The organism is Paenibacillus sp. G34 (assembly GCF_056856875.1).
In genome coordinates this window covers 5,546,660-5,570,504 of sequence record NZ_CM166469.1, presented here as the reverse complement: position 1 = coordinate 5,570,504, position 23,845 = coordinate 5,546,660, and the positions used below count along the sequence as shown (strand labels likewise).

Here is a 23,845-nt window from a genome sequence, read left to right as displayed (position 1 = left end):
GTCCGGCGATAAACTGACAGACAAGGCAGGGATTGCGGCATGGATAAAGGTTGGGGCGTTGTCGTTGTGGCGGCAGGTCGGGGAACCCGAATGGGAACGACCGAGAGTAAACAGTTTTTGCTGCTACAGGACAAGCCCGTTTTCATACATACGCTTGAAGTATTTGCGGCTCTTGACGAGATCCGTGAGATGATTCTTGTTACTGGCGCTGCAGATGTTGAACGATGCCTGGAATGGGTAAAAGAATACCAACTGGAAACGCGTGTCCGCGTGATCCCCGGAGGGAAAGAGAGACAGCATTCGGTTCATGAGGGCCTTCGGGCTCTCGGCACCGAAGGTGTTCTTGTTCACGACGGGGTGCGTCCTTTTGTGACCCGAGAGCAGATCAGAGACTGTATGGCTGCCGCTTCATCAGGCGGAGGTGCTGTGCTGGCTGTGCCGGTGAAGGATACGATTAAACAAGTGAATGCGGAAGGTGTAGTTACAGCGACACCTGATCGCAGCAGTCTGTGGAGCATTCAAACCCCGCAGGCTTTTCGTCTTTCTTCCCTGCTGGAGGCTTATGAATCCGCGGAACGGGACGGGTTTCTGGGGACGGATGATGCCATGCTGGCTGAACGCCAGGGAATGTCGGTTAAGGTTGTGGAAGGCAGTTATACCAACATCAAACTAACGACACCGGAAGATTTACAGTATGCCGCGTTTTGGCTTGAGGGAGAGAAGAAGCGATGATACGTGTAGGACAAGGATTTGACGTGCACCAGTTGGTTGAGGGTAGACCGTGTATTATTGGCGGGGTAACTATTCCTTATGAAAAAGGGCTGCTGGGTCACTCGGACGCAGACGTGCTGCTGCATGCCATCAGCGATGCTATTCTTGGTGCGCTGGCACTTGGAGATATCGGCAAGCATTTCCCGGATACCGATCCGGAATTCAAGGATGCCGACAGCTTGAAATTACTCGAACACGTATGGCAGCTAGTGAAGGATCGCGGGTATAAGCTTGGAAATATCGATTCAACGATTATTGCCCAGAAGCCTAAGATGGCACCGTATATCCCGCAGATGGCTGAGGTGATTGCCAAAGCACTGGAAGCAGATATAACACAAGTGAACGTGAAGGCAACGACAACAGAGCAACTTGGGTTTCCTGGACGGGGAGAGGGAATTGCAGCCCAATCCGTTGTATGCCTGGTACGTGTGTGATATTATCAATCAATTAGAGACGGAGGGGATCATATGAGCACAGAAATTCGGGTGCGCTACGCACCAAGCCCAACGGGACACCTGCATATCGGGAACGCTCGTACTGCGCTGTTTAACTACTTGTATGCCAAACATAATAACGGAAAATTTATCATTCGTATTGAAGATACGGACGTGAAGCGGAACATTGCAGGCGGAGAAGAAAGCCAGCTGAAGTACTTGAAATGGCTCGGGATCGAGTGGGATGAGAGTATTGATGTAGGCGGAGAATACGGGCCGTACCGTCAGACTGAGCGTTTGGATTTGTATCACAAATACACGCAAGAACTGTTGGACAAAGGTCTGGCTTATCGTTGCTACTGCACGGAAGAAGAGCTGGAGCAGGAGCGCGAAGAACAGTCGGCTCGTGGAGAAACTCCGCGTTACTCTGGGAAACACCGTGACCTGACACCGGAGCAGATCGAAGCGTTTGAGGCGGAAGGCCGCGTGGCGAGCATTCGTTTCCGTGTACCAGCAGACCGCACATATACATTCAACGATATGGTCAAAGGCACAATCTCGTTCAATAGCAAGGAATCAGGCGACTTTGTCATTGTGAAAAAGGACGGCATTCCCACGTACAACTATGCCGTTGCCGTGGATGATCACTTGATGAAGATCTCCCACGTACTGCGTGGGGAGGATCATATCTCCAACACGCCGCGTCAGCTGATGATCTATGAAGCGCTTGGCTGGGAGCCGCCGCAATTCGGTCATATGACGCTGATCGTGAATGAAAATCACAAAAAACTGAGTAAACGCGATGAATCCGTCATTCAGTTTATTGAGCAATATGATCAGCTCGGCTATCTGCCGGAAGCGATGTTTAACTTCATTTCCCTGCTTGGCTGGTCGCCGGAAGGGGAAGAAGAAATCTTTTCACAAGAGCAGTTGATCTCTATCTTTGATACGAAGCGTCTATCCAAAAGCCCGGCTGTATTTGATACACACAAGCTGGCGCACTTGAATAACCATTACATCAAAAATGCGGACCCTGCACGAATTGCCGAGATGGCTATACCGCATCTGCAAAAAGCGGGACGTCTACCTGCGGAGCTGTCATCTGAACAAAAAGAGTGGGCATATACGCTCGTACACCTCTATCAGGAACAGATGAATGCTGCATCCGATATCGTGGAACTGTCCGAAGTATTCTTCCGTCCAGAGGTTGAACTGGAAAGCGAAGGCGCTGCGGTGCTTGCTGAAGAGCAGGTTCCAACCGTATTGAAGGCATTTGCGGATAAAGTACAGGCAAGTGACGAATTTACCCCAAGTAAAATGGCTGCTCTGATCAAAGAAGTGCAGAAGGAAACAGGCTTCAAGGGCAAACAGCTCTTTATGCCTATCCGCGTTGCTTTGACCGGACAGACACATGGACGTGATCTTAATCAGACCATAGTGCTACTGGGCCGTGACACTGTCATCCAGCGTTTGCTGGCACGAGTGTAAGTTTTCATTGTTCAACTTATGTAATTGGATTCTGCCGGTTGTCAGTCCAAAGGCTTTTCGCTATAATAGCAACACAAGGTTGAATTGTCATAATACGTTCATATAGAACAGCAAAGACCGGGAGAAGTAAGCTGATCCGGACAGACCCAGAGAGGATGGCCCCGCGCGCGAACAGATATTGGATCTGTTTGACGGGTGGTGGCTGTGAGCCGTCCACTGTCCAGCAGTCTGAAATGCACCCGTGAGCTGCACTGTCGAATCCGGCCCCGCCTCTGTCCACAGGATAGAGGGAAACGTCAGGATAGATGGCGACGACTGGTTCTCGTTACCGAACCGCCAGAGGGCGCATTCTTTTCAAGAATGTGCCAAGCAGAGTGGGACCGCGACTAACGCCTCTGCAGCTTCGTGCTGCAGGGGCGTTTTTTGTTTAGGCGAGTGCGCAAGTATAATACCAAGGAACACGCCGTCCGGCGAACCCGGAGGACGAGAACCGGAACAAGAGGGGAACGAGCATGTTCAAGAAGATCAGATCCGATATTCAGACGGTCTTTGAAAATGATCCGGCCGCCCGGAGTTGGTTTGAAGTCGTATTTACGTATTCGGGGTTGCATGCCATATGGGCCCATCGATTTGCTCACAATCTATACAAACGAAGATGGTATTCGTTCGCCCGGTTCATATCACAGGTTAGCCGGTTTATGACAGGGATAGAGATTCATCCCGGGGCTACGATTGGAGAGCGTTTGTTCATTGACCACGGTATGGGTGTTGTTATTGGAGAAACCTGTGAGATTGGTGACGATGTCGTGATCTATCAAGGAGTAACTCTTGGGGGAACAGGGAAAGAAAAAGGAAAGAGACACCCCACGATTGGTAATAATGTGGTTATCTCATCTGGCGCAAAGGTACTGGGATCATTTCGTGTCGGGGATCAGAGCAACATCGGGGCGAATTCCGTTGTATTGAAAGAAGTTCCTGCAAATAGTACGGTGGTGGGAATCCCAGGCAGAATCGTCAAGCAGGATGGACGACGGGTGGATCGTCTCAATCAACAATTGCCCGATCCGGTCATTGACTCTTTACGTAGCATGCAGCGTGAGATTGAACGACTGCAGGAGGAAGTGCGTACTTTGCAAAATACGCGAGAATCGGAGAAGTGCACATAACTCCATTGATGAACATAAACCATGAAATCAAGTAAAAAGCAGTTTAGGATGAAAGGAAAGTGACTATGACACTTCAGATTTATAATACGATGAGTCGCACCAAAGAGGAGTTTGTCCCACAAGAGCCTGGTAAAGTAAAAATGTATGTATGCGGACCAACTGTATATGACTACATTCATATTGGTAATGCACGCCCTGTAATCTTTTTCGACACGGTTCGTGGATATCTGGAGCAAACGGGACATGAAGTGAATTATGTCGTGAACTTTACCGATGTGGATGACAAACTGATCCGCAAAGCGGAGCAGCTTGGCACAGACGTACCGCATGTGGCTGAAAAGTTTATTGCCGCTTATTACGCGGACTTGGAGGGGCTAGGTATTCCTAAAGCCAGTAGCAACCCAAGGGTAACCGAGAACATGTCGCTAATTATTGATTTTATCCGTGAACTGGTTGAAAAGGGTTTTGCTTATGAAAATGGCGGTGATGTATATTATCGAACAGGAAAGTTCGAAAAATACGGTCAGCTGTCGAAACAAAACCTGCAGGAGTTGCAGTTCGGTATTCGGATCGGTGTAGATGAACGGAAGGAACATCCGGAAGATTTTGTGCTCTGGAAAGCAGCAAAACCAGGCGAGATCTTCTGGTCTAGCCCTTGGGGCGATGGCCGTCCAGGCTGGCATATCGAGTGCTCTGCCATGGCAAGGGAATACCTTGGTGACACGCTAGATATTCACGGCGGTGGACAGGATTTGCAGTTCCCTCACCATGAATGCGAATGCGCACAGTCCGAGGCAATCACAGGTGCACCTTTGGCGAATTACTGGATGCATAACGGTTTTATTCGTATTGATAACGAAAAAATGTCGAAATCCCTCGGTAACGGCGTTCTGGTAAAAGACCTGCGTGATCAGTACAAACGTGAAGCGATTCGTTACTTTATGTTGTCCACCCACTATCGTAATCCGCTCAATTTCACGGAAGATACGATGGAACAGGCGCAAAACAGTGTGGATCGGATTGCGAATGCGGTAGGTAACCTGAAACACCGCCTAGGAGCTGTGTCTGTTAATCAGGAGATTACACCGGAATTTTCAGCAAGACTAGACCAGATTCGACAGCAGTATCATGAAAAAATGCAGGATGATTTTAATACACCGGATGCAATCACCGCATTGTTCGAATGGGCTGCGGAAGCGAATCAGTTATTACAGCAGGATGTAGTGAATGCCGCTGAGATTCATGCGTTGCTGGAATTATTCACTGAACTGAATGCTGTGCTTCGAATTTATACGGACGTTGAGCCAGAGCTTCTCGATGAGGACATTGAACGTCTTATCCAAGAGCGCGTGGAGGCACGCAAATCCAAAAACTGGGCTCGTGCAGACGAAATTCGTGATGAACTGTCGGCTCAGGGAATCCTGCTTGAGGATACTGCGCAGGGCATGAGATGGCGGCGTAAATGAGCGAAGAGAAAAAGAATATTTTATCTAAATCTGTCGAATGGATTGAGCAGGTTGAGGGTGCTGAAGCGAAGAATCAGGCGGATGTCTCAGAAGGTGGATGGTTTCCTTATCCCCCTTCCAGACCTGCAAGGCTGATTCCGCCGATCGCTCTGGCTTACATTGGTGATGCGGTATATGAGGTTGCAGTAAGGCAATATCTGTTATCCAAAGCGAACATGCGCCCCAATCATTTGCATCGTAGCGCAACGAAACTGGTATCTGCCAAAGCGCAAAGCCGCATACTGACAAGTATTGAGGCTGAACTGACAGAAGAAGAGCAGGATGTTGTACGGTCAGGGCGGAATGCCAAATCGGGCAGTGTTCCGAAAAATGCTGATGTGCTGGAATACAGACATGCAACAGCTTTTGAATGTCTGATCGGCTATTTGTACAGCAGTAGTCAGCATGATCGCATGATTCAACTGATCGGGCTGGGTATTGAGCTGGCGGAACAAGCATCTGCATCAACAACGAAATAGCTTCAGGATTGAAATATATAACAAGCAATACAGAGAGGAACGAACAAGGATGGAAGAAGAATGGATTGCCGGTAAACACTCCGTAACGGAGGCGCTGCGTTCAGGCCGGACCATTAATAAAATATGGATCGCCGATACGGCGCAGAAACATTTGACACAACCGATTATTGCGGAGGCAAAAAAACAGGGGATTGTCATTCAGCATGTGGACAAGCGTAAGCTGGATCAGACTGTCCCCGGTATTCAGCATCAGGGTGTAGTCGCTCAGGCGGCACCTTATGCCTATGTTGAGGTTGAAGATATTCTGGAAGCGGCAAAATCCAAAAATGAGCAACCGTTTTTGATTTTGCTCGATGAGGTTGAAGATCCTCACAATCTTGGCTCTATCTTGCGTACAGCAGACTGCACAGGAGCTCACGGGGTTATTGTTCCTAAGCGGCGCTCGGCTTCTGTAACGGCAACGGTGTCCAAAACATCAGCAGGTGCGGCAGAGTATGTTCCGGTTGCCCGTGTAAGCAATTTAGCGCAAACGATCGATCGTCTCAAAGAAGAAGGAGTATGGGTTGTAGGTACAGATATCACTGCACGTGAAGGTGTGTTCGGAAATGGTGTGTTTACTGGTCCGGTAGCACTTGTCATAGGGAATGAGAACAAAGGTATGGGGCGTCTTATTCGTGAGAAATGTGATGTGCTGGTTAAACTGCCAATGCAAGGTCAGATTAATTCCCTGAATGCCTCCGTGGCAGCGGGTGTTGTCATGTACGAGGTGCTTCGCTCCCGCCAAGCGCAGGAATAAATGTTATGGCTGATTCCCGTGATGTGCTTCTTGTAGACGGGTATAATATGATCGGTGATTGGCCGGAATTATCCAAGCTGGCGGAGAGTGGGCTTGAAGAGGCTCGCAACAGACTGCTCTTTCGGCTAGCAGACTATCAGGCATTTTCCGGCCGCCGTGTCATTGTTGTGTTTGACGCCTACCTTGTGCCAGGACTCGGCAAATCCTTTACCCAAAGCAAAGTTCAGATTTATTTTACAAAGGAAAAAGAGACGGCAGACGAATGCATCGAAAGGCTCGTTCGGGAACTAAGCATGCGAAGACGCCAAATCTATGTAGCTACCAGCGATATGGTTGAGCAACATGTCATCTTTGGACAGGGAGCTCTGCGAATATCTGCCAGAGAGTTGCTGATTGAAGTAGAGCAGAATGAAAAAGAGTTACAGCAGCGACTTGCCGAGGATCAGGCTAAGTTAACTCGTAACACAATCGGGGGCAAATTAAGCCCGGATGTATTGCAGCAGTTTGAACGCTGGAGACGAGGCTGACAGCGGGTTTTTTACAAATTTTACAATATTGAAACTATTGACAATTATGTTATAGGTGTTCTTTTTTAGGGATAGCGTGGTTGACGGTTGGAGGTACCATCATATATACTGATCGTATATTTCATAGAGTAGAGTAACGGGGTACCTTGCGTTGCAGCCGGAGGGATTGTCTGTGAGTGTCGACCTCAAAGATATCATGTTATCCAAGTATGATTACCAAAGTGACGAAGACATTGTCGAAGCGGTCCGTGAAGGCGAAAGCGAAGCGCTGGAGTTTTTGATCAACAAGTATCGCAACTTTGTACGCGCCAAGGCAAGATCTTATTTTTTGATCGGAGCTGACCGGGAAGATATTATTCAAGAAGGAATGATTGGCCTTTACAAATCCATTCGTGATTTCAAAGGGGACAAGCTTGCTTCGTTCAAGGCATTTGCCGAACTGTGCATCACGAGACAGATTATTACGGCGATCAAGACAGCCACACGTCAGAAGCATATTCCGCTTAATTCTTATGTATCTCTGGACAAGCCCATTTATGATGAAGAGTCTGATCGTACGTTACTCGATGTGATTTGTGGAACTCAGGTCAGCGATCCGGAAGAGTTGATTATTAACCAGGAAGAGTTTGTGGGCCTGGAAGATAAAATGTCTGAGATTTTGAGTGACCTAGAACGTAAAGTACTGATGTTGTACCTGGACGGGAGATCTTATCAAGAGATTGCAGTGGATTTGGATCGTCATGTCAAGTCTATCGATAATGCATTGCAGCGTGTAAAGCGCAAACTTGAAAAGTACCTGGAAGTTCGAGATAATTGAACAAAGGTTGTTGTCGTTGGAGGAAAAGGCTCGGTATTTGAGTCTTTTTTTATTGTCTGAAGTTTATATTGTCAAGGTTTGATAAATACTAGTAATCGCTCGGTTCATGCCGGAGCAGTGAAAAAATCAGAGATGAGAGATACGTTGCGTTTTGTACGGAATTAATACCCAACGATGAAAGGTTATTCTTTCATTGACATGCTTATACCCTTGTGATAAAGTGTTTTAGGTAGGCCTATTTTATGGCTTTTTTTTCAGGATCAATTTAGAGACTCTGCTTCAATGTGGAAGTCTTCGGGAGGTGTACATCATGCGGGTAATTATTACTTTGGCTTGTACTAACTGCAAACAAAGAAATTACACTACGACAAAAAACAAGCGTAATCACCCCGACCGCATGGAGATGAAGAAATTTTGCAAGTTTTGTAACGAGCAGACTTCTCATCGCGAAACCAGATAGTTTTTGGAGGTGTAGTCGGCGTGAAACGTAGTTTCAAATCTCTGATTTCCTTTTTCTCTGAAAGCTGGGCTGAACTTAAAAAGGTTCGCTGGCCTAATCGTAAAGAGCTGACGAACTACACGTTAATCGTACTTGGTACTGTTGTGGTTATGACGCTGTTTTTTTGGGTCGTAGATATCGGCATCTCCGCTGTGATCGAAGCGATTATTTAAGAAGGGTCCCAGGTGGCTTGATATGGAAAAAAGATGGTACGTCGTTCATACCTATTCAGGGTATGAAAATAAGGTCAAAGCCAATTTGGAAAAACGCGTAGAGTCCATGGGCATGGAAGACAAGATTTTCCGAGTTCTTGTTCCGATGGAAGAAGAAGTGGTAAACAAAGACGGTAAGAAAAAAACCGTTATGCGTAAAGTTTACCCCGGTTATGTCTTGGTCGAAATGGTTCAGACGGATGATTCTTGGTATGTTGTTCGCAACACGCCAGGTGTTACCGGCTTTGTCGGTTCGACAGGTTCCGGTTCCAAACCAACAGCCTTGTTGCCAGAAGAAGTGGAACAAATTCTGAAGCACATGGGTATGGTTGAACCTAAGCCTAAAATTGAATTCGAGATTAAGGAATCCGTACGAATCAAAGTCGGTCCTTTTGCGAATTTTGTGGGCTCCGTGGAAGAAATTTTGGTAGACAAAAGCAAGCTCAAGGTACACGTTAACATGTTTGGACGGGAAACACCGCTTGAGTTGGAATACACCCAAGTGGAGAAGATATAGTTTCTTCAAGTTTCTTGTGGGAGGGCTGCGAGGCCCGTTAACCACTATTTTGCAAGGAGGTGTCAATCATGGCAAAAAAGGTAATCAAAATGGTAAAACTGCAGATTCCAGCAGGTAAAGCAAATCCAGCACCACCAGTAGGTCCGGCATTGGGTCAAGCAGGTGTCAACATCATGGCATTCTGTAAAGAATTCAACGCTCGTACAGCTGATCAAGCGGGATTGATTATTCCAGTTGAAATTTCTGTATTCGAGGACCGTTCCTTTACATTCATCACTAAAACTCCACCTGCAGCAGTTCTGTTGAAAGTGGCAGCTAAAGTTGAAAAAGGATCCGGCGAACCGAACAAGAAAAAAGTTGCTACCGTTAAACGTGATGCGGTACGTCAAATCGCGGAAACAAAAATGCCTGACCTGAATGCAGCAGACGTTGAGTCCGCAATGCGTATGGTCGAAGGTACTGCCCGCAGCATGGGTATCACCATCGAAGACTAATTTTCACACGAAACATGGCTTCGTAAAGCCGGCCGATTCGCGGCCGGTCAATGTGGGAGGTATATCCGCTAAAACCACAAAGGAGGAATATAACATGGCTAAACACGGTAAAAAATACCTGGAAGCTGCTAAGCTGATCGACAGCGAAGCAACTTACGAGCCTTCAGAAGCTGTAGAGCTTGTGAAAAAGGCAGCTACTGCAAAATTCGATGAAACTATCGAAGCAGCAGTTCGTTTGGGCGTAGACCCTCGTAAGCAAGACCAGGCGGTACGTGGTGTTGTTGTCTTGCCACACGGTACAGGTAAAACACAACGCGTATTGGTATTTGCAAAAGGTGACAAAGCGAAAGAAGCGGAAGCGGCTGGCGCGGACTATGTTGGTGATGCAGACATGATCAACAAAATCCAACAAGGCTGGTTCGAGTTCGACGTCTGCGTAGCGACACCAGATATGATGAGTGAAGTAGGTAAATTGGGCCGTCTGCTCGGCGGTAAAGGCCTGATGCCTAACCCTAAAGCCGGAACGGTAACTTTCGATGTAACTAAGGCTGTTCAAGAAATTAAAGCCGGTAAAATCGAATATCGTCTGGATCGTGCAGGTCAAATTCATGCACCGATCGGTAAAGCTTCTTTCTCTTCCGAGCAACTGAATGAGAACCTCAAAGCTCTCATGGAAGCTCTGAACCGTGCTAAACCGGCGGCAGCTAAAGGTGTTTATCTGAAGAACGTAAGTCTTTCTTCTACGATGGGCCCTGGCGCACGCGTGAACGCAGCAGCTTTTAGATAAATTGTTCTTGACAGGTTCGTCCTGTTCTGATAATCTATAAAAGTTGTGAGTCCGAGTGACTGACCGTTGACATTTGAATATGCTTGCCGTAGACAGTAGGTGCCTTATGGCTTAATTTCCTACCGAGGTGTGATTATACAACTTGAACGATGCAAATCGGATGCGAGTATATATCAAGCCTTCGTGATTCTACGGAGGCTTTTCTTAATGGGATAAATTTGATCAGGAGGTGTACAGATTGGCAAACGCAAAAGTGATTCAAGCAAAACAAGAGTCCGTTGATGTTGTAACAGCAAAATTGCGCGAAAGCGTGACAACAGTTGTTGTCGACTACCGCGGATTGAACGTTGCCCAAGCTACTGAACTGCGCAAGCAGCTTCGTGAAGCCGGAATCGAATTCCAAGTGCTGAAAAACACATTGCTTCGCCGTGCAACTGCAGCAGCAGAATTGACAGAACTCGATAGCGTTCTGACAGGTCCTACTGCGATTGCATTCAGCGGAGAAGATGCTGTAGCTCCAGCCAAAATTCTGAACGACTTCGCTAAGAAGAACGATGCACTGAAATTGAAAGGTGCTGTCGTAGAAGGTCGTGTAATTGGAGAAGAAGAAGTTAAAGCGTTGGCAGAACTGCCATCCCGCGAAGGTCTCCTCTCCATGCTCCTCAGCGTGCTTCAAGCGCCAGTGCGCAACTTCGCGCTTGCGGTTAAAGCTGTTGCAGACAAAGAAGAACAAGGCGCGTAAGCTACTTGATCTGAATACTGCCTAGCAGTAATGAAATAAAAAAAATAAAATTATATATGGAGGTTCAATCATGAGTAAAGAGCAAATCTTGGAAGCAATCAAAGGCATGACTGTACTGGAACTGAACGATCTTGTTAAAGCAATCGAAGAAGAATTCGGCGTAACTGCTGCAGCTCCAGTAGCTGCTGTAGGTGGCGGCGCGGCTTCAGCTGAAGCTGAGCAATCCGAGTTCGACGTAATCTTGGCAAGCGCTGGCGCTTCCAAAATCAACGTTATCAAAGCAGTTCGTGAAATCACTGGTCTTGGCTTGAAAGAAGCTAAAGAAGTAGTTGACAACGCTCCAAAAGCACTGAAAGAAAAAGTTTCTAAAGAAGAAGCAGAAACTATCAAAGCTAAGCTTGAAGAAGCTGGCGCTACAATCGAAGTTAAATAATTTAGCTTATCCTAGCTGAATGAACAAAACAACAAACCCCTTGACTTATATCAAGGGGTTTGTTGCTGTAAATGTAACTATGGAAAGTGAGTGAGGGCATGTCCAATCATTATTATTCGGACAAACCGGAAGTAGCACATGATCGCAAGGCCGCGGAAGCGGTGCTTCGCGGAGTTAGTTTGCGACTAGTGACGGATGCTGGTGTTTTTTCCAAGAATGGAGTCGATTATGGCAGCAGAGTGTTGATTGATGCGATGGAACTGCCGTCAGGCGCTCATATTCTCGATGTAGGATGTGGTTACGGGCCAATCGGGCTTACAGCAGCAAAACTTGTACCGGATGGGCATGTCACTATGATCGATATCAACGAAAGAGCGGTTGAGCTTTCCAGAGAAAATGCCAAAGGGAATGGCATTGCAAATGTTACGGTAATGCAGAGTAATCTACTAACTGAAGTAAAAGAGCGGGATTTCGACGTGATCTTGACTAACCCTCCTATACGAGCTGGCAAAGAAACAGTTCATTTGATTTTTGAACAGGCGTATCATCATTTGAAGGTGGGCGGATCGTTATGGATTGTCATTCAAAAGAAACAGGGGGCACCTTCTGCAAAGGCAAAGCTGGAATCGCTGTTTAAACGAGTGGAAGAAGTGACGAAGGATAAAGGCTACCGAATCTTCAAAGCGGTGAAAGAAGAGTAGAGGATCAGTACGGAGGTTCATTCGAATTTGTAAAGTAAGCAGGAGAGCATTTTTTTTGCAATAGGACTATTGACTTGAAATTCAAGCCGTGGTATAGTTGTAAAATGTCAGTATTAAGATGCCCTACTTGGCTTTAGCTAACTAAAAATGTCAAGCTTTTTTTACGCCGAACCGGGCTTATTATGCCTATGTTTGGCGTATAATATGTACATTTTGGGCAAACTGGGGATAAGAATGATTTGGAAAGACATCCGCCGATCAAAGTTGCTCCTTTATCGAACGACATTTCGAATAAGGGCTTTTCTTTATTTGCGGGTGCATTGTTTTGCTCTGTATGTGTACCATTATAAGGTTACAAACAGAGGTTCGCAACGAAATTTTTAAAGTGAGTAGACATTGAGGGGTGAGTTTAAGTTGGCAGGACATCTTGTTCAATATGGTCGACGCACTCGGCGCAGTTATGCACGAATTAACGAGATACTCGAAGTTCCGAACCTGATTGAAATCCAACAAAAATCATACGACTGGTTTTTGGAGGAAGGGTTGCGCGAAATGTTCCAGGATATCTCGCCGATCCAGGATTTTACAGGTAACTTGATTTTGGAATTTATCGATTACAGTCTCGGAGAACCGAAGTATACGGTAGACGACGCGAAAGAGCGTGACGTTACGTATGCAGCACCACTTCGGGTCAAAGTCCGGCTCATTAATAAGGAAACCGGAGAAGTCAAAGAGCAGGAAGTATTCATGGGAGATTTCCCGCTGATGACAAGTACCGGCACATTTATTATTAATGGTGCTGAACGGGTTATTGTCAGCCAGTTGGTTCGCTCTCCTAGCGTTTACTTCAGTACTAAAGTAGATAAGAACGCCAAAAAAACGTATACCGCTACTGTAATTCCTAACCGCGGCGCTTGGCTGGAGCTGGAGATGGACGCAAAGGACGTTGTTTACGTCCGGATCGACCGTACGCGTAAAATACCGGTCACGGTTCTCTTGCGTTCCCTTGGTTTTGGCACAGATGCTGAGATTTTGGATTTGCTCGGTAATGACGAATATATCCGCAATACGCTGGACAAAGACAACACCGATTCTACGGAGAAAGCTCTTATCGAGATTTATGAGCGTCTTCGTCCGGGCGAGCCGCCAACGCTGGATAATGCGAAGAGCTTGCTCGTTGCACGTTTCTTTGATCCAAAACGTTATGATCTCGCAAACGTAGGTCGTTACAAAATCAATAAAAAGCTTCACATCAAAAATCGTTTGTTCAATCAACGTTTGGCTGAATCACTTATCGACGCTGAAACAGGTGAAATCATTGCAGAAGCAGGTCAAATGGTTGACCGTCGTTTGCTCGACGAAATCATGCCTTATCTTGAGAAAAGCGTTGGCTTCCGCACATATCACGTGGGGAACGGCGTTTTGGATGCCAATGATATCCCGATGCAAACCATTGATGTGTTTTCACCAATCGAAGATGGTAAAGTGGTTAAGCTGATTGCCAATGGTGACATTGACAAGTCCGTGAAAAACATCACGCCAGCAGACATCATCTCTTCCATCAGTTACTTCCTTAACCTTTTGCACGGCATTGGAAGCACGGATGATATCGATCACTTGGGTAACCGTCGTCTGCGCTCTGTTGGCGAACTTTTACAAAACCAGTTCCGTATTGGATTGTCCCGTATGGAGCGTGTGGTTCGTGAGAGAATGTCCATTCAGGATGCAAATGTCATTACACCACAGGCTTTGATCAACATTCGTCCTGTTATTGCATCGATTAAAGAGTTCTTCGGAAGTTCCCAATTGTCGCAGTTTATGGATCAAACGAACCCGCTGGGTGAATTGACGCATAAACGTCGTCTGTCCGCACTCGGACCAGGCGGTTTGACTCGTGAGCGTGCCGGCATGGAAGTCCGTGACGTCCATCCATCGCACTATGGCCGGATGTGCCCGATCGAGACACCAGAGGGACCGAACATCGGTTTGATCAACTCCTTGTCGACGTTTGCACGTGTGAACGAATATGGCTTCATTGAAGCTCCATACCGCTGGGTTGATCCGAAGACTGGTGTGGTAACCGAACAAATCGATTACCTCACAGCAGACGAAGAGGACAACTATGTTATCGCTCAGGCGAATGCGAAGCTGAATGAAGATAGCACCTTTGCAGAAGATGCGATCATTGTACGTTACAACAAACAGTCGGATAACATCCTTACGATGCCGAGTGAACGAGTTGACTACATGGACGTATCTCCTAAGCAGGTTGTATCGGTAGCTACAGCGCTCATTCCGTTCCTTGAGAACGATGACTCCAACCGTGCCCTGATGGGATCAAACATGCAACGGCAGGCGGTTCCACTCTTGATTCCTAAAGCTCCGCTTGTAGGAACGGGTATGGAGCACAAAGCTGCGAAAGACTCCGGTGTATGTATTGTTGCCGATTACGACGGAATTATTGAACGTTCCTCTGCGAACGAGATTTGGCTTCGTCGTGTTGAAGAGGTAGATGGTCAGGAAGTCAAAGGCGATATCGTTAAATATAAATTACACAAATTTATGCGTTCGAACCAAGGAACATGCATCAACCAACGTCCGATCGTGAAAAGAGGCGCTGCTGTCAAAGCTGGCGATATCCTGGCTGACGGTCCTTCGACGGAAATGGGTGAACTTGCTCTTGGACGCAACGTTGTTGTTGCCTTCATGACATGGGAAGGTTACAACTACGAGGATGCGATCCTACTCAGCGAAAAACTCGTTAAGGAAGATGTTTACACATCCATCCACATCGAGGAATATGAGTCGGAAGCTCGTGATACGAAGCTCGGACCTGAAGAGATTACACGTGATATCCCTAACGTTGGGGAAGAAGCGTTGCGTAATCTGGATGAGCGCGGTATTATCCGCATCGGTGCTGAAATTGCTGCTGGCGACATTCTCGTTGGTAAAGTTACACCAAAAGGGGTAACGGAATTGACTGCAGAAGAGCGTCTATTGCATGCAATCTTTGGTGAAAAAGCACGTGAAGTACGTGATACATCCTTGCGTGTACCTCACGGTACCGATGGTATCGTAGTTGACGTGAAAGTATTTACCCGTGAAAACGGAGATGAACTGCCACCAGGTGTGAACCAGCTCGTTCGTGTTTATATTGCCCAGAAACGGAAAATCTCCGAGGGTGATAAAATGGCCGGACGTCACGGTAACAAAGGGGTCGTGGCCCGTATCTTGCCGGAAGAAGATATGCCTTTCCTGCCAGACGGTACACCGGTTCAGATCGTTCTTAACCCGCTGGGCGTACCTTCCCGTATGAACATCGGTCAAGTACTTGAGGTTCACTTGGGTATGGCAGCAATGCAGCTTGGTATCCACGTAGCTACACCTGTATTCGATGGAGCGAAGGAGTACGATGTCTTCGATACAATGGAAGAAGCAGGTATGCAACGTAACGGTAAAACCGTGCTGTATGATGGTCGTACAGGTGAAGAGTTTGAACGTGAAGTTACCGTTGGTGTCATGCACATGATCAAATTGGCACACATGGTTGATGATAAAATCCATGCCCGTTCCACAGGTCCTTACTCACTTGTTACGCAACAGCCGCTGGGTGGTAAAGCCCAATTCGGTGGACAGCGTTTCGGGGAGATGGAAGTTTGGGCGCTTGAGGCGTATGGTGCTGCTTATACCCTGCAAGAGATCTTGACCGTTAAATCCGATGACGTTGTGGGTCGGGTGAAAACGTACGAGTCCATTGTCAAAGGTGAGAATGTACCGGAACCAGGTGTTCCTGAGTCATTCAAAGTATTGATCAAAGAGCTGCAAAGCTTGGGTATGGACGTTAAGATTTTGAGTGAAGATGAGCAAGAGATTGAAATGAAAGAAATAGACGATGAAGATGACGCTGCGAGCGATAAGCTCAGCCTCAACCTTGAGGGTACAGAGGTCGGAGCGGAGTAATCGCTTCGGGCGCATGATGACCGGCGTTTTTCATCAGGCTAACGTCTTGCTCCGGCTAAGCCGGAGTAGGCGTAACCTAGATTACAGGACTTGGTAAGGAGGGTTGCTCCTTGTTGGACGTCAACAATTTCGAATATATGAAGATCGGGCTTGCTTCCCCAGAGAAAATTCGTTCTTGGTCCCGCGGAGAAGTGAAAAAACCGGAAACGATCAACTATCGTACACTGAAACCGGAAAAAGAAGGGCTGTTCTGCGAAAAGATTTTTGGCCCTACAAAAGACTGGGAATGTCATTGCGGTAAATACAAACGCGTTCGTTATAAAGGCGTTGTCTGTGACCGCTGTGGAGTTGAAGTAACTCGTGCGAAAGTCCGTCGTGAACGGATGGGCCATATTGAGCTTGCTGCTCCGGTATCTCATATCTGGTATTTCAAAGGTATTCCGAGCCGTATGGGTCTCGCATTGGATATGTCTCCAAGATCTCTGGAAGAGATCATTTATTTTGCATCATATGTAGTAACCGATCCAGGAGAAACTCCACTGGAGAAAAAACAGCTGTTGTCCGAGAAGGAATATCGCAGCTACCGTGAAAAGTACGGGTACGGCTTCCAGGCTGGCATGGGCGCAGAAGCAGTTAAAAAATTGCTTCAAGACCTTGATATAGAGAAAGAGCTTGAATTCCTGAAGGAAGAGCTCCGCACTGCACAAGGACAACGCCGCAATCGTGCGATCAAACGTTTGGAAGTTATTGAAGCTTTCCGTAACTCTGGTAACAATCCAGAGTGGATGATCATGGATGTACTTCCTGTCATTCCGCCGGAACTTCGTCCGATGGTACAACTGGATGGTGGACGTTTTGCTACGTCTGACTTGAATGACCTGTATCGCCGTGTGATTAACCGGAACAACCGTCTGAAACGTCTGCTTGACCTGGGCGCGCCAGATATCATCGTGCAAAATGAAAAGCGGATGCTGCAAGAAGCTGTTGATGCTTTGATCGACAACGGTCGTCGCGGACGTCCTGTTACAGGTCCGGGTAACCGTCCTTTGAAATCTCTCAGCCATATGCTGAAAGGTAAACAAGGTCGTTTCCGTCAGAACTTGCTCGGTAAACGTGTTGACTATTCCGGTCGTTCCGTTATCGTTGTCGGACCTTATCTGAAAATGTATCAGTGTGGTCTGCCTAAAGATATGGCACTCGAACTGTTCAAGCCTTTTGTCATGAAAGAGCTTGTCAATAAAGGGCTTGCCCACAACATCAAGAGCGCAAAACGTAAAGTTGAGCGTGTAAGTCCTGAAGTATGGGATGTTCTTGAAGAAGTAATCAAGGAGCATCCGGTTCTCCTGAACCGTGCCCCTACGCTTCACCGTCTCGGTATTCAAGCGTTTGAACCGATTCTGGTTGAAGGTAAAGCTATTCGTCTTCACCCGCTCGTATGTACGGCATACAATGCCGACTTTGACGGTGACCAAATGGCCGTGCACGTTCCATTGTCCGCTGAAGCACAAGCGGAAGCACGTATCCTGATGCTTGCATCAGGTAACATTTTGAACCCGAAAGACGGTAAACCGGTTGTAACTCCTTCCCAGGATATGGTCCTTGGATCATACTATCTGACAATGGATAACAAAGAGGAGAAGGGTACAGGTATGGTACTGCGTACAGTCAACGAGGCTGTATCTGCATACCAACGGGGTACTGCTGGACTGCATGCACGTGTAGCTATTCCGGTTAAGGCGCTTGGTAAAACAAGCTTTACGGAAGAACAACAAAAAGGCATGTTGTTGACAACGGTCGGCAAAATTATCTTTAACGAAATTTTCCCGGCAAGCTTCCCTTATATCAATGATGCGACTCGTGCAAACCTTTATCAAGGTACGGCCGATCACTCATTCGTATATGAGAAAGGTACTGACTTGAGAGAAGCAATCATGAATGCTCCTCAAGCAGGCGGTGTCGGCAAAGAATATTTGGGTTCCATCATCGCGCGTTGTTTTGAGATTTATCATACAACCGAAACTGCGGTTATTTTGGATAAAATCAAACAACTCGGATTCACATACTCTACACGTGCAGGTATTACCGTAGCCGTGTCTGATGTCGTCGTTCCACCTGAGAAATTCGAAATTCTCAGACAATCCGAAGACAAAGCGCAGATCGTTACGAACCAGTACCGTCGTGGTCTGATTACGAATGAAGAGCGTTATGACCGTATCATTGATATTTGGTCAAAATCCAAGGATGATATCACTGAGATTTTGATGAAATCCATGGATCGCTACAATTCAATCATGATGATGGTTGACTCCAAAGCACGGGGTAACAAATCACAAATCACCCAATTGGGTGGTATGCGTGGTCTGATGGCCAACCCATCTGGTAGAATTATCGAACTCCCAATCAAATCTAACTTCCGTGAAGGTCTGACAGTACTCGAGTACTTTATCTCCACTCACGGTGCGCGTAAAGGTCTCGCGGATACAGCCCTGCGTACAGCCGACTCAGGTTACCTGACTCGTCGTCTCGTAGACGTAGCCCAAGACGTAATTGTGCGTGAAGACGATTGTGGTACAGATAAAGGCTTTACCGTTAGTCGTATCCAGGATGGCAAAGAGGTTATTGAAGATCTCTACGACCGTATTGAAGGCAGATACTGCTTCGAAACTGTCCGTCATCCGGAAACAAAAGAAATTATTGCTGGCCGCAATGAGTTGATCGACTCTGACAAAGCAGAAGCGATTATCAAAGCAGGCGTAACTAAATTGCAAATCCGTTCCGTTCTCAGCTGCCGTGCAAGTCATGGTGTCTGCAAGAAGTGTTATGGTCGTAACCTTGCGACAGGTAAACACGTGGAAATTGGTGAAGCGGTTGGTATCATTGCTGCACAATCCATTGGTGAGCCAGGAACACAGCTTACAATGCGTACGTTCCATACCGGCGGTGTAGCCGGAGACGACATCACGCAAGGTTTGCCGCGTATTCAGGAGTTGTTCGAGGCCCGTAATCCTAAAGGTCAAGCAACGATCAGTGAGATTGACGGTGTGGTTAAAGAGATTCGCGAAGCGAAAGATCGTCGTGAAATCGAAATTCAAGGTGAAGCAGAATCCAAAGTGTACTCTGTTACTTACGGTTCCCGTGTCCGCGTAAGCGAAGGTATGGAAATTGAAGCGGGTGACGAGTTGACAGACGGTTCTATTGACCCGAAAGAAATGCTGCGCATCAAAGGCGTACGTGGCGTACAGAACTACATTTTGCAAGAAGTACAGCGCGTATACCGTAACCAGGGCGTAGAAATCAATGATAAACACGTTGAAGTTATGATCCGTCAAATGCTGCGTAAAATCCGTATCGTTGATGCAGGAGATACAACGTTGCTGCCGGGATCATTTGTAGATACGCATGAGTACGAAAGAGCGAATAAAATTGCGATTCTGAGTGATAAAGAGCCAGCGGTTGCAAAACCAATCTTGCTCGGTATTACCAAAGCATCCCTTGAAACAGACTCCTTCCTCTCTGCGGCATCATTCCAAGAGACGACACGTGTATTGACAGATGCAGCGATCAAAGGCAAAGTCGATCAGTTGCTCGGCCTGAAGGAAAATGTTATCATCGGTAAGCTGATTCCTGCAGGTACAGGTATGAACCGTTACCGCAGCATCAAATTTGCTGAGCCGGAAGACGGCCAATCTTCAGTAGAAGAACTGGAACCAGTTTCGGTAGACTAATATAGATTTCCTCTATCTGAGGAATTAAAGTATGTGTATGTCAGGAGACGACGTTTGTATTAATGAGGCGGACGGAGCCTGATATACACAAACTTTATAAAATCTTTTTAGAATAGCATTGACAATGCTTGCGCTAGATGCTAATATATCAAAGGTGCGTGGGCAGTTGATTGTAAATGGTCCTATTCGGAGGAATGTATGATGTCTAATGAAAAAGGCTTGCAAGATGCTCATGTCAAGATTGGTACCAAACAGACCATGCGGACAGTGCAGACAGGAATGGCTTCTGAAGTCTATGTCGCGGAAGATAGTGATCCGCAGCTCACTTCCAAAATCATTGCCTTGTGTGAACAACACAATGTGAAGTACACGAAAGTGGACACAATGAAAAATCTCGGCAAAGCTTGCGGGATTGGAGTGGGAGCAGCGATGGCTGCTGTCGTAAAATGATACGGTAAGGAACGTTTTTGTCCGAGAACATTTAAGGATTCTCCAAGGCAAAAACTTTTCATTTGTCTTTTTATGAACCGCCTGGGTCTGTGGGCTTAGATAAAGGTTTGTAAAGAAACATGAATAATTGAGGAAGGGGGTGGCAATCACATGCCAACTATTAACCAACTGGTTCGTAAAGGACGTCAAGCTAAAGTTGAAAAGTCAAAATCACCAGCTTTGCAAAAAGGGTTCAACGCTTTGAAACGTGAATCCACTAACATCAGTGCCCCACAAAAACGTGGTGTCTGCACTCGTGTAGGTACAATGACGCCTCGTAAACCGAACTCTGCACTTCGTAAATATGCCCGTGTTCGTTTGACGAACCGTCTCGAGGTAACTGCTTATATCCCGGGAATCGGACATAACCTTCAAGAGCACAGTGTGGTATTGATCCGTGGAGGTAAAGTAAAAGACCTTGCAGGGGTTCGTTATCACATCGTTCGTGGAGCTCTCGATACTGCAGGCGTGAACAACCGTATGCAAGCTCGTTCTAAATACGGTGCGAAACGTCCAAAAGCTAAAAAAGCCTAAATTATGATAAGCATGTTGCCTGAAAGCCTTCTGGCTTAGGTCTGGAAGGTGCAGGGACTGCTGAAGAAGAAAGAAAGGGGGATATCCATGCCACGCAAAGGTCCAGTTACGAAAAGAGACGTGTTGCCAGATCCGGTATACAACTCCAAGTTGGTTACTCGTTTGATCAACCGCATCATGCTCGACGGAAAACGCGGTGTTGCTCAAAGCATTCTGTATAATGCGTTCAAGTTGATTCAAGAACGTACGGGTAATGACCCGATGGAAGTATTTGAAGCAGCAATTAAAAATATCATGCCAGTCCTGGAAGTTAAAGCTCGCCGTGTCGGCGGTGCCAACTACCAAGTACCAATCGAGGTAAAACCAGAGAGACGTACTGCTTTGGGATTACGTTGGCTCGTGAACTACTCCCGCAACCGCGGTGAGAAAACAATGGAAGAGCGTTTGGCGGCTGAGATCATCGACGCTTCCAACAACACAGGCGCTTCTGTTAAGAAACGTGAAGACACGCACAAAATGGCTGAAGCGAACAAAGCGTTTGCTCACTACCGTTGGTAGGATTCAGTTCACAAAAATAAACTTCAATTTTGAAGGGAGACCCATTTCATGGCTAGAGAGTTCTCCTTAAAAAATACACGTAATATCGGGATCATGGCTCATATTGATGCGGGTAAAACCACGACAACTGAGCGGATCTTGTTTTACACAGGACGTACGCACAAAATCGGTGAAGTTCACGAAGGCGCTGCGACAATGGACTGGATGGAACAGGAACAGGAGCGCGGAATTACGATTACTTCCGCTGCGACTACCGCTGCTTGGAAAGGTCACCGCGTAAATATCATTGATACCCCGGGACACGTTGACTTCACTGTTGAAGTTGAACGTTCCCTTCGTGTATTGGACGGGGCAGTAGGTGTATTCAGTGCGAAAGAAGGCGTTGAGCCTCAGTCTGAAACTGTATGGAGACAGGCTGACAAGTACGGCGTACCTCGTATCGCATATGTAAACAAAATGGATATCATCGGTGCTGACTTCTTGAACGTTGTATCTGACATGCGTGATCGCCTTCAAGCGAACGCTGTTGCGATTCAACTTCCAATCGGCGCTGAAAATGATTTCAAAGGTATCATTGATATCGTTGCACAACGGGCTCATATGTACAAAGATGACCTGGGACAAGATATTGAAGAAACCGACATTCCTGCGGAATTCGTTGAAAAAGTTGAAGAACTTCGCAACGAATTGATTGAGCGTGTTGCAGAACTTGATGAAGATTTGACAATGAAATACCTGGAAGGCGAAGAGATCTCTATTGATGAGATCAAAGCCGCTCTCCGTAAGGGTGTAGTAGAGGTTAAAATCTTCCCAGTTATCTGTGGTTCCTCATACCGTAACAAAGGTGTTCAACTGATGTTGGATGCTGTTATCGACTACTTGCCTGCTCCTACGGATGTGCCATCAATCACTGGCCATCTTGAAGATGGAACAGAAGCAGTTCGTCAGTCCTCTGATGAAGAGCCGTTCTCTGCATTGGCCTTCAAAATTATGACTGACCCTTACGTTGGTAAATTGACATTCTTCCGCGTATACTCCGGCGTACTTCAATCCGGATCTTATGTATTGAATGCCACGAAAAACAAACGTGAGCGTATCGGTCGTATCCTTCAAATGCACGCAAACAGCCGTCAAGAAATCACTGAAGTTTACTCTGGTGATATCGCAGCAGCTGTTGGTTTGAAAGATACAGGTACAGGTGATACACTATGTGATGAGAAACACCCGGTTATCTTGGAATCAATGAACTTCCCTGATCCGGTAATCGAAATCGCTGTTGAACCTAAAACCAAAGCTGACCAAGATAAAATGGGTGTAGCTCTCGGTAAGTTGACGGAAGAGGATCCAACTCTTCGCGCTCACACTGACGAAGAAACAGGCCAAACAATCTTGGCGGGTATGGGTGAGCTTCACCTTGATATCATCATTGACCGTATGCGTCGTGAGTTCAAGGTGGATACTACTGTGGGTAAACCACAAGTAGCTTACCGCGAAACATTCCGTGCTCCAGCGCGCGTTGAAGGTAAATTCGTACGTCAATCCGGTGGTCGTGGTCAATACGGTCACGTATGGGTTGAATTCGAACCTCTCGAGCCGGGTACAGGCAGCCAGTTCGAAAGTAAGGTTGTCGGTGGTTCCGTTCCAAGAGAATACATTCAACCTGCACTGTCAGGGATTGAAGAGCAAATGAAAAACGGCGTTATCGCAGGCTTCCCGCTTGTTGACGTTAAGGCTACTATCGTAGACGGATCTTACCATGATGTCGATTCCAACGAGATGGCATTTAAAATTGCCGGATCTATGGCGCTGAAAGCAGCGAAAGACAAATGTAGTCCAGTTCTGCTTGAGCCTATCATGAAAGTAGAAGTAACTGTTCCAGAAGAGTATATGGGTGACGTAATGGGTATGTTGAACTCCCGTCGTGGCCGCATTGAAGGTATGGATTCCCGTAGTGGAGCTCAAATCATCCGTGCTAAGGTACCTCTCTCTGAGATGTTTGGTTATTCTACAACTCTTCGTTCCGGTACTCAAGGACGCGGCGTGTTCTCAATGGAACTCTCCCACTATGAAGAAGTTCCTAAGAGCATCGCTGAAGAGATCGTTGCCAAAACAAAAGGCACCGAGTAGTTTTCTCACACTGAATGCTTGTGCTTGAAACCTGGTTTGAAGCACCGCATTCAGTGAAACATAAAATCATAAATTTTAAGGAGG

General features: G+C 46.7%; 23 protein-coding genes and 1 other annotated feature. All 23 genes read left to right on the top strand.

Annotation, left to right across the window (positions count from 1 at the left end; translation table 11 throughout):
• Positions 1-39: 39 nt before the first annotated feature.
• Positions 40-732 carry a 2-C-methyl-D-erythritol 4-phosphate cytidylyltransferase gene (ispD, locus tag AC1VYS_RS25390; RefSeq protein ID WP_482911930.1) on the top strand — a complete coding sequence of 231 codons (693 nt, stop codon included), beginning with the start codon at positions 40-42 and terminating at the stop codon, positions 730-732.
• Positions 729-1,205, top strand: a complete 477-nt coding sequence (ispF, locus tag AC1VYS_RS25385; RefSeq protein WP_482911929.1) for a 2-C-methyl-D-erythritol 2,4-cyclodiphosphate synthase — start codon at positions 729-731, stop codon at positions 1,203-1,205. The genes ispD and ispF overlap by 4 nt, the downstream gene beginning before the upstream one ends.
• A gap of 33 nt (positions 1,206-1,238) precedes the next feature.
• Positions 1,239-2,693 carry a glutamate--tRNA ligase gene (gltX, locus tag AC1VYS_RS25380; RefSeq protein ID WP_482911928.1) on the top strand — a complete coding sequence of 485 codons (1,455 nt, stop codon included), beginning with the start codon at positions 1,239-1,241 and terminating at the stop codon, positions 2,691-2,693.
• A 512-nt stretch (positions 2,694-3,205) separates the two neighbouring features.
• Positions 3,206-3,859: a serine O-acetyltransferase gene (gene cysE, locus AC1VYS_RS25375; RefSeq protein ID WP_482911927.1), complete on the top strand. Its 654-nt coding sequence runs from the start codon at positions 3,206-3,208 to the stop codon at positions 3,857-3,859.
• A 65-nt stretch (positions 3,860-3,924) separates the two neighbouring features.
• On the top strand, positions 3,925-5,325 hold the full coding sequence (cysS, locus tag AC1VYS_RS25370; RefSeq protein ID WP_482915121.1) for a cysteine--tRNA ligase: 1,401 nt from the start codon (positions 3,925-3,927) through the stop codon (positions 5,323-5,325).
• A complete protein-coding gene (locus tag AC1VYS_RS25365) occupies positions 5,322-5,843 on the top strand; it encodes a Mini-ribonuclease 3 (RefSeq protein ID WP_482911926.1) in 522 nt (173 codons plus the stop codon). The genes cysS and AC1VYS_RS25365 overlap by 4 nt, the downstream gene beginning before the upstream one ends.
• Before the next feature lie 49 nt (positions 5,844-5,892).
• Positions 5,893-6,639: a 23S rRNA (guanosine(2251)-2'-O)-methyltransferase RlmB gene (gene rlmB, locus AC1VYS_RS25360; protein WP_482911925.1), complete on the top strand. Its 747-nt coding sequence runs from the start codon at positions 5,893-5,895 to the stop codon at positions 6,637-6,639.
• Between the two features lie 5 nt (positions 6,640-6,644).
• Positions 6,645-7,166 carry an NYN domain-containing protein gene (locus AC1VYS_RS25355; protein ID WP_441930658.1) on the top strand — a complete coding sequence of 174 codons (522 nt, stop codon included), beginning with the start codon at positions 6,645-6,647 and terminating at the stop codon, positions 7,164-7,166.
• Between the two features lie 172 nt (positions 7,167-7,338).
• Entirely contained in the window at positions 7,339-7,983 is a 645-nt protein-coding gene (gene sigH, locus AC1VYS_RS25350; protein ID WP_024633601.1) for an RNA polymerase sporulation sigma factor SigH, read from the top strand.
• A 310-nt stretch (positions 7,984-8,293) separates the two neighbouring features.
• Positions 8,294-8,443, top strand: coding sequence for a 50S ribosomal protein L33 (rpmG, locus tag AC1VYS_RS25345; RefSeq protein WP_072735843.1), 150 nt, complete (start codon positions 8,294-8,296; stop codon positions 8,441-8,443).
• 20 nt (positions 8,444-8,463) lie between these two features.
• Positions 8,464-8,655, top strand: a complete 192-nt coding sequence (gene secE, locus AC1VYS_RS25340) for a preprotein translocase subunit SecE (RefSeq protein WP_024633600.1) — start codon at positions 8,464-8,466, stop codon at positions 8,653-8,655.
• A 22-nt stretch (positions 8,656-8,677) separates the two neighbouring features.
• Positions 8,678-9,211: a transcription termination/antitermination protein NusG gene (nusG, locus tag AC1VYS_RS25335; RefSeq protein WP_145336484.1), complete on the top strand. Its 534-nt coding sequence runs from the start codon at positions 8,678-8,680 to the stop codon at positions 9,209-9,211.
• Positions 9,212-9,279: 68 nt separating this feature from the next.
• The gene (rplK, locus tag AC1VYS_RS25330) at positions 9,280-9,705 is read left to right on the top strand and encodes a 50S ribosomal protein L11 (protein ID WP_017692062.1); all 426 of its coding nucleotides are present in this window, start codon (positions 9,280-9,282) and stop codon (positions 9,703-9,705) included.
• 94 nt (positions 9,706-9,799) lie between these two features.
• The gene (rplA, locus tag AC1VYS_RS25325) at positions 9,800-10,492 is read left to right on the top strand and encodes a 50S ribosomal protein L1 (protein ID WP_482911924.1); all 693 of its coding nucleotides are present in this window, start codon (positions 9,800-9,802) and stop codon (positions 10,490-10,492) included.
• Positions 10,493-10,560: 68 nt separating this feature from the next.
• Positions 10,561-10,707: a sequence feature (ribosomal protein L10 leader region), on the top strand.
• A 23-nt stretch (positions 10,708-10,730) separates the two neighbouring features.
• Complete coding sequence (gene rplJ, locus AC1VYS_RS25320) at positions 10,731-11,234, top strand: 50S ribosomal protein L10 (protein ID WP_123067246.1); 504 nt, start codon at positions 10,731-10,733, stop codon at positions 11,232-11,234.
• A gap of 70 nt (positions 11,235-11,304) precedes the next feature.
• A complete protein-coding gene (gene rplL / locus AC1VYS_RS25315; protein ID WP_145336480.1) occupies positions 11,305-11,667 on the top strand; it encodes a 50S ribosomal protein L7/L12 in 363 nt (120 codons plus the stop codon).
• Positions 11,668-11,765: 98 nt separating this feature from the next.
• Positions 11,766-12,368, top strand: a complete 603-nt coding sequence (locus AC1VYS_RS25310; RefSeq protein WP_482911923.1) for a class I SAM-dependent methyltransferase — start codon at positions 11,766-11,768, stop codon at positions 12,366-12,368.
• A 414-nt stretch (positions 12,369-12,782) separates the two neighbouring features.
• Positions 12,783-16,328, top strand: coding sequence for a DNA-directed RNA polymerase subunit beta (gene rpoB / locus AC1VYS_RS25305; protein WP_482911922.1), 3,546 nt, complete (start codon positions 12,783-12,785; stop codon positions 16,326-16,328).
• Positions 16,329-16,438: 110 nt separating this feature from the next.
• The gene (gene rpoC, locus AC1VYS_RS25300; RefSeq protein WP_482911921.1) at positions 16,439-20,053 is read left to right on the top strand and encodes a DNA-directed RNA polymerase subunit beta'; all 3,615 of its coding nucleotides are present in this window, start codon (positions 16,439-16,441) and stop codon (positions 20,051-20,053) included.
• A gap of 201 nt (positions 20,054-20,254) precedes the next feature.
• Entirely contained in the window at positions 20,255-20,503 is a 249-nt protein-coding gene (locus AC1VYS_RS25295; protein ID WP_090924680.1) for a ribosomal L7Ae/L30e/S12e/Gadd45 family protein, read from the top strand.
• Positions 20,504-20,653: 150 nt separating this feature from the next.
• Positions 20,654-21,076, top strand: coding sequence for a 30S ribosomal protein S12 (rpsL, locus tag AC1VYS_RS25290; protein WP_017692070.1), 423 nt, complete (start codon positions 20,654-20,656; stop codon positions 21,074-21,076).
• Between the two features lie 87 nt (positions 21,077-21,163).
• On the top strand, positions 21,164-21,634 hold the full coding sequence (rpsG, locus tag AC1VYS_RS25285; RefSeq protein ID WP_018753997.1) for a 30S ribosomal protein S7: 471 nt from the start codon (positions 21,164-21,166) through the stop codon (positions 21,632-21,634).
• Positions 21,635-21,682: 48 nt separating this feature from the next.
• Complete coding sequence (gene fusA, locus AC1VYS_RS25280; protein ID WP_482911920.1) at positions 21,683-23,761, top strand: elongation factor G; 2,079 nt, start codon at positions 21,683-21,685, stop codon at positions 23,759-23,761.
• The last annotated feature ends 84 nt before the right edge of the window (positions 23,762-23,845 follow it).

Bases quoted from the DNA above. Each gene is read 5' to 3' on its own strand.
- rpmG (WP_072735843.1), top strand. From the start codon at position 8,294: ATGCGGGTAATTATTACTTTGGCTTGTACTAACTGCAAACAAAGAAAT.
- nusG (WP_145336484.1), top strand. From the start codon at position 8,678: ATGGAAAAAAGATGGTACGTCGTTCATACCTATTCAGGGTATGAAAAT.
- rpsG (WP_018753997.1), top strand. From the start codon at position 21,164: ATGCCACGCAAAGGTCCAGTTACGAAAAGAGACGTGTTGCCAGATCCG.
- rplA (WP_482911924.1), top strand. From the start codon at position 9,800: ATGGCTAAACACGGTAAAAAATACCTGGAAGCTGCTAAGCTGATCGAC.
- cysS (WP_482915121.1), top strand. From the start codon at position 3,925: ATGACACTTCAGATTTATAATACGATGAGTCGCACCAAAGAGGAGTTT.
- AC1VYS_RS25310 (WP_482911923.1), top strand. From the start codon at position 11,766: ATGTCCAATCATTATTATTCGGACAAACCGGAAGTAGCACATGATCGC.
- rlmB (WP_482911925.1), top strand. From the start codon at position 5,893: ATGGAAGAAGAATGGATTGCCGGTAAACACTCCGTAACGGAGGCGCTG.
- AC1VYS_RS25355 (WP_441930658.1), top strand. From the start codon at position 6,645: ATGGCTGATTCCCGTGATGTGCTTCTTGTAGACGGGTATAATATGATC.
- ispD (WP_482911930.1), top strand. From the start codon at position 40: ATGGATAAAGGTTGGGGCGTTGTCGTTGTGGCGGCAGGTCGGGGAACC.
- ispF (WP_482911929.1), top strand. From the start codon at position 729: ATGATACGTGTAGGACAAGGATTTGACGTGCACCAGTTGGTTGAGGGT.
- rpsL (WP_017692070.1), top strand. From the start codon at position 20,654: ATGCCAACTATTAACCAACTGGTTCGTAAAGGACGTCAAGCTAAAGTT.
- AC1VYS_RS25295 (WP_090924680.1), top strand. From the start codon at position 20,255: ATGTCTAATGAAAAAGGCTTGCAAGATGCTCATGTCAAGATTGGTACC.
- gltX (WP_482911928.1), top strand. From the start codon at position 1,239: ATGAGCACAGAAATTCGGGTGCGCTACGCACCAAGCCCAACGGGACAC.
- rplK (WP_017692062.1), top strand. From the start codon at position 9,280: ATGGCAAAAAAGGTAATCAAAATGGTAAAACTGCAGATTCCAGCAGGT.
- cysE (WP_482911927.1), top strand. From the start codon at position 3,206: ATGTTCAAGAAGATCAGATCCGATATTCAGACGGTCTTTGAAAATGAT.
- rplL (WP_145336480.1), top strand. From the start codon at position 11,305: ATGAGTAAAGAGCAAATCTTGGAAGCAATCAAAGGCATGACTGTACTG.
- AC1VYS_RS25365 (WP_482911926.1), top strand. From the start codon at position 5,322: ATGAGCGAAGAGAAAAAGAATATTTTATCTAAATCTGTCGAATGGATT.
- fusA (WP_482911920.1), top strand. From the start codon at position 21,683: ATGGCTAGAGAGTTCTCCTTAAAAAATACACGTAATATCGGGATCATG.